Raw genomic sequence first — 4808 nt, forward strand, 5'->3', positions numbered from 1 at the left:
GCCACGGCCCCGCGCGCCGACACCGTCCAGGGCAGCACGCCCGCGCCGTCCGCCGCCGGCGGCCGCTCGGCCCCCGGCTCCGGCTCGTCCCGCGGCGCGGCGGGCTCCAGTTCGGGGACCTGCTCAAGGATCACGTGGGCGTTGGTACCGGAGATGCCGAACGACGACACCGCGGCCCGGCGCGGGGCGCCGTCGGGGGACCAGGCCACCGGCTCGGTGAGCAGCCGCACCGCCCCGGACTCCCAGTCCACGTGCGGGGTCGGCTCGTCGACGTGCAGGGTGGCGGGCAGCTGCCCGTGCCGCATCGCCATCACCATCTTGATGACCCCGGCGACGCCCGCGGCCATCTGCGTGTGCCCGATGTTGGACTTCACCGACCCCAGCCACAGCGGGGCGTCCGCCGGGCGCGCCCGCCCGTAGGTCGCCAGCAGCGCCTGCGCCTCGATCGGGTCGCCGAGCGCCGTGCCGGTGCCGTGCGCCTCCACCGCGTCGACGTCCGCCGCGGTGAGCCGGGCGTCCGCCAGCGCCTCGCCGATCACCCGCTCCTGCGCGGGGCCGTTCGGCGCGGTCAGCCCGTTGCTGGCGCCGTCCTGGTTGATCGCCGAGCCGCGGATCACGGCCAGCACCCGGTGGCCGTTGCGGCGCGCGTCCGACAGCCGCTCGACCAGCAGCATCCCGGCGCCCTCGGCCATCGTCATGCCGTCCGCCGCCGCCGAGAACGACTTGGACCTGCCGTCGGGGGCGAGCGCGCGCAGCTGGCTGAAGCCGATCAGCGGCGCCGACGACGACATCACGAACACGCCGCCGGCCAGCGCGAGGTCGCACTCGCGCTGCCGCAGCGCGCGGACCGCCAGGTGCATCGTGACCAGCGACGAGGAGCACGCGGTGTCGACGGTGACCGCCGCGCCCTCCAGGCCGAGGGTGTAGGCCACGCGGCCCGACACCACGCTCGCGGTGTTGCCGATCGTGAAGTAGCCCGCCGAGCCGTCGGGGACCTGCGCCGGGTCGGTGTAGTAGTCCAGCCGGTCGCAGCCGATGAACGTGCTGGTCAGGCTGGAGCGCAGCGACTCGGGGCCGATGCCGGCGTGCTCGATGGCCTCCCACGCCGTCTCCAGCGCCAGGCGCTGCTGCGGCGCCATGCCGAGCGCCTCGCGCGGGCCGACGCCGAAGAACCCGGCGTCGAACCCGGCGACGTCGTCGAGGAAGCCGCCCTCCCGGACGTACGACGTCCCCGGATGGTCGGGATCGGGGTCGAAGAGGTTCTCCAGGTCCCAGTTCCGGTCCGCGGGGAAGCCCGCGACGGCGTCCCGCCCGTCGGCCACGAGGTCCCACAGCTGGCCGGGCGACCGCACGCCGCCCGGGAAGCGGCAGGCCATCCCGACGATCGCGATCGGCTCGTGCCCGCCCGACTCGACGTCCTTCAGCCGACGCTGCGCCTGACGCAGATCCGTCGTCACGCGCTTGAGGTAGCCGAGGAGTTTCTCTTCCTTGGTTGCCATTACCGGCGCACCCATTTCCCTCCGCGAGAACCAGGCGGCCGACCTGGTTCCTTTGCTGACCGGACAGCTGCCGGCGCCGTTACGGCGCGCAGGCTTTCAGCATCACCGGCACCGCTAAAGCTGGCCTAATTCCCATGAATGCTCAGTGCAGTTGTGCGGGCGGCTCGGTACGGAATCGGGCGGCCAGCCGCTCCAGTTCCGGTACCAGCTCGTTCGGAGTCGGCTGGGCCAGCACCTCCCGCCGCAGCCGCTGCGCTCCGGCCCGGTAGGCGGGGTCCTCCAGCAGCCGCACCAGCGCCTCGCGGATCGCCGGTCCGCTCACCTCGTCCGGCTCCAGCAGGTCGCCCGCGCGGGCCGCGCGCAGGCAGCGGCGCTTGACGTCCGGGTCCGGGACCTTGCTGCCGATCTGGAGCTGCGGGACGCCGTGCAGCAGCGAGCCGTTGAGGCCGCCGACGCCGCCGTGGCGGATCACCGCGGAACAGGACGGGATGACGGCGTCCAGCGGGACGAACTCGACCACGCGCGTGTTGGCGGGCACCCGTTCGAGCTTCTCGCTGAACTCGGCGGGCAGCGTCACCACCAGCTCGATGTCGAGGTCGGCCACCGCGTCCAGCGTCTCCTGCACCTGCTCGGCCGACAGCGACTCCAGCGCCGTCCAGTCCCGTGACGACATGCCGAGCGTCATCAGGACGCGCGGCGCCCGGACCGGCTCGGAGAGCCATCGCGGGACGACGGAGGGGTCGTTGTAGGGGACGTAGCGCAGCGACGCGTAGAGCAGGTCGGACTCCTGCCGGAACGACTCGGGCAGCTGGTCGATCGTGAAGTGGCCCGTGATCAGCTCCTCGGAGAACTCCGCGCCGTACCGGCCGGCCAGCTCGCCGAGCCACTCGGCCATCGGGTCCTCCCGCGCCCGCGGCGGCGCCAGATCCCGCATCCGCAGGAAGTTGCGGCGCAGCCCCACCTCGACGTCGGTGGTCGTCAGGACGCGGGCGTGCGCGGCGCCGGACGTCGCCGCGGCGACCGGCGCCGCGTGCGTCAGCGAGTCCCACACCACGAGGTCGGGACCCCAGGACCGGCACAGCGCCACCAGGTCGCCGACCATCGAGTCGTTCTTGATCCTGGCCTTCGGCACCAGCAGCACGCGGTACTTCCAGGCCAGCTGCTCCCAGGTCAGCTTCTCCTCGGGCAGGTGGGCCAGCTCCAGGACCTTCGGGCCGATCTCCTCCCACTCCTCGGCGCTCGGGAAGACGCCCTCCTCCTGCGCGCGGGCCACCTTCTCCTTGAGCGTCTCGGCCGAGCCGACCGGGACCGCCGTGAGGCCCGCCCCGGTGATGGCGTCGACCAGCTCCGGTTCGCCGGCCACGCGCACCTCGTGGCCCGCGGTGTGGAGCGCCCACGCCAGCGGGACCATGTTGAAGAAATGCGTCCGCCAGGCCCAGCTCGCGAACAGTACGCGCACGGTCTCCTCCTGAGGTTCGGGTGCGCGGCGGCTACCGCGCGGGCTCGCCCAGCGTCACGGGCAGCCGGGCGAGCTGGCGGGTCAGCGCGAGCGGCTTCCACTCCACCTCGTCCGGCGGCACGGCGAGCGCCAGGCCGGGGTGGCGGTCCAGGAGCGCGCCGAGCGCGACCTCGGCCTCCTGGCTGGCCAGCGTCGCGCCGAGGCAGTAGTGCTCGCCGCGCGAGTACGCCAGGTGCGCGGTGCCCCCGGTGTCCGGCGGGCGGGTGAGGTCCAGCCGCTCCGGATGCGGGAACCGGCGCGGGTCGTGGTTGGCCGAGCCGAGCACCAGCTGGACGCGGTCGCCGCGCCGGATCGGCGTCCCGGCGACCGTCACGTCCTCGGTCGCGTAGCGCATCAGCGCCACGACGGACGGGCCGCACCAGCGCAGCAGCTCCTGGACGGCGCCGGGAAGCAGCGAACGGTCCGCGCGCAGCAGCGCGAGCTGCCCGGGATGGGTCAGCAGCGCCAGTACCGCGTTGCCGATGAGGTGCGGGGTCGGCTGCTGGGACGCCATCATCAGCGTGAGCACCATCGTGACGAGCTCCCGCTCGGACAGCCGCTCGTCGGCGCGGGCGCGCACCAGCTCGCCGATCAGGTCGTCCGCGGGTTCGGCGCGGCGGCGCGCGGCCAGCTCCCGGACGTGCTCGTCGACCTCGGCGAGCATCCGGTTCAGCCGCCGCGGGTCGGCGCTGGTGTAGTCGCGGCTCCAGCCGTGCCAGCGCGGCATGTCCGCGGCCGGAATGCCGATCAGCTCGCAGATGACCATGGTGGGGAGCGGCTGGGCGAAGTGCTCGATCAGGTCGACGGAGCCGCCGCGGGCATGGTCCGGCAGGGTGTCGAGCAGCGCGCCGGTGAGGGCCCGCATCCGCGGCCGCAGCGCCGCGACCCGCCTTGCGGAGAACGCCCTCAGGACGATCTTGCGCAGCCGGGTGTGGTCGGGCGGGCCGGTCCGCACCAGGTCGCCGACGAGGTGCGGGGCGAGCTCGGGGGAGATCCCCATCGCGTGCAGCACCTCGGCGTAGACGTCGGCGCCGCCCGGCAGGGCGGCGGACGTCGTGCTGAAGCGCCGGTCCGTGAGCACCTCGGTGACGTGCTCGTGCCGGGTGATGATCCAGACCGGCGCGCCGTCCCACGAGCTCCGCGCGATCGGCGTCTCCTCGCGGACGCGCCCGAACCCGCCGTACGGGTCGACCATCAGGTCGTGGGCGCTCAGCCGCACTTCGGGGCACGTGCCCTCGGTGGTCATGCGGGCCCTCCTCGCCGTCCCGCCGGTGGCGGGCCCCGGCGCGCTAGCGCCGGTGGCAGTCGAGTGTGTGGGTCACGACGAAACCGTTGGGGAACGTCGTGGACTGGACGTTGGTGTGGTGGTCGCGGCCGAGCGCCCGGATCTCCTCCTTGACGTCGGCCTTGATGCCCTCGGCCTCGCCGGTCGGGCTCGGCTTGATCACGAGGGTGACCGGGCCGGTGGACACCAGCCGCCCGTCCTTGACCGGGCCGGCGGTCGAGGTGGCCGCCACGCCCCAGTCGTCGCGGTACTGGCTGAGGTACTTGCGGCCGACCGGGTCCCAGCCCCAGGTCCGCTGCGCCCGGATGACCCCCGGAGTCCACATCACGGACTCGTAGTAGTGGCCGCCCATGGACCGCCGGGTGGTGATGTAGTCGTAGAACGGCTCCTGGCCGGTCGACGGGGTGTCGAGGCACTTGAACGAGCCGAGCATGAAGTCGAGCTCGCGCATCTGCGGCGGCGGCGACAGCGGCTTGGCCGAGGGGGACGGCGGGGCGGGCGGCGCCTTCACCGCGGCGGCCGGCAC

At 73.8% G+C, this 4808-nt stretch carries 4 protein-coding genes; all 4 read right to left on the bottom strand.

The genetic code is table 11. From position 1 onward, the window contains the following. The coding region (locus tag E1291_RS39300) for a type I polyketide synthase (RefSeq protein ID WP_207401189.1) at window positions 1–1499 on the bottom strand (1499 nt) is incomplete at its 3' end. Window positions 1500–1641: 142 nt separating this feature from the next. Beyond that, on the bottom strand, window positions 1642–2958 hold the full coding sequence (locus tag E1291_RS39305; protein WP_131743097.1) for an activator-dependent family glycosyltransferase: 1317 nt from the start codon (window positions 2956–2958) through the stop codon (window positions 1642–1644). 31 nt (window positions 2959–2989) lie between these two features. Beyond that, window positions 2990–4243, bottom strand: coding sequence for a cytochrome P450 family protein (locus E1291_RS39310; protein ID WP_131743098.1), 1254 nt, complete (start codon window positions 4241–4243; stop codon window positions 2990–2992). Window positions 4244–4286: 43 nt separating this feature from the next. Then, a partial coding sequence (locus E1291_RS42855) for a hypothetical protein (RefSeq protein WP_165495518.1) occupies window positions 4287–4808 on the bottom strand: 522 nt, incomplete at its 5' end.

The organism is Actinomadura roseirufa, assembly GCF_900659635.1.
Taxonomy (GTDB): Bacteria; Actinomycetota; Actinomycetes; order Streptosporangiales; family Streptosporangiaceae; genus Spirillospora; species Spirillospora roseirufa.